Annotated in this window: 1 pseudogene; it reads left to right on the forward strand. The window is 36.5% G+C overall.

What is annotated here, in order from left to right:
- Positions 1-7: 7 nt before the first annotated feature.
- A pseudogene (locus ABZV77_RS42720) lies at positions 8-1,065 on the forward strand (IS3 family transposase); the annotation flags it as partial.

Genomic DNA, 1,065 nt, shown 5'->3' on the forward strand with positions numbered 1-1,065 from the left:
GACTTTTATGTCAGGTTTTAAACGTTACGATGAGGATTTCAAACAATCGCTTGTTAATCTCTATCAAACTGGTAAAACACAAACTGAACTCTGTAAAGATTATGGCGTATCTTCTTCTGCACTTGCAAAATGGATTAAGCAGTACTCTCAAGTGCGTCTTGAAGATAATACGGTGTTGACTGCTAAACAGATTCAAGAATTACAAAAAAGGAATGGCCAACTAGAGGAAGAAAATCTGATCTTAAAAAAAGCGAGTGCCATATTCATGCAAAACTCCAAGTAAGATTGAAAGCCATCTATCGACTCAGATTTGAACACACGACAGTTATGCTCTGTCGTGTTTTACATGTCAATCGTTCCACCTACTATAACTTTTCATAAACAAGAGGCTTTCGAAGCGTGAAGTAGAAAATCAACGCTTGAGAAAATTACTCCTTGAGATTTATATGAAAGCCAAGAAAAGAATTGGAACGAGAGCTTTTAAAATCATTCTCCTGCGTGATTATGGCGTTAATATTTCTGAAGGCCGTATCTTAAGACTTCTCAAGTCTATGACACTCCCTAAAATGTCAACCATCAAACCTCGTTTTAAATCAAAGAAAGCTCCTGTATTTTCTTCTGATAATCTGCTTAAACAAGAATTTAACCCGAATTCCCCAAATCAAGTTTGGACAACAGATTTCACTTATATCTCTATAGGAGCTAAGCGACATTTTTATCTCTGTGCTATTCTTGACCTCTACTTAAGGAAATGTATTGCGTGGAAAGTAAGTGATCGAATTGATGCCAAACTCGCCTGTGACACCTTAGAGATAGCTATAAATAAGAGGAAGCCTAAGGAACCAATTATCTTTCATTCGGATCAAGGAAGCCAATTTAAATCAGCTTCCTTTAGAAAGTTATTAGATGAGCATCAATTGCTTGCTTCTTACTCCAAGCCTGGATATCCTTATGATAATGCCGTCACTGAGGTCTTTTTCAAGTATCTTAAACATCGAGAAATTAATCGCAGAACTTATCACTCCATTCAAGAAGTTCAACTCTCTTGCTTTGAATACATCGAAC

This window comes from Streptomyces sp. NPDC004732 (genome assembly GCF_040609235.1).
In the GTDB taxonomy this organism is placed as follows: domain Bacteria; phylum Actinomycetota; class Actinomycetes; order Streptomycetales; family Streptomycetaceae; genus Streptomyces.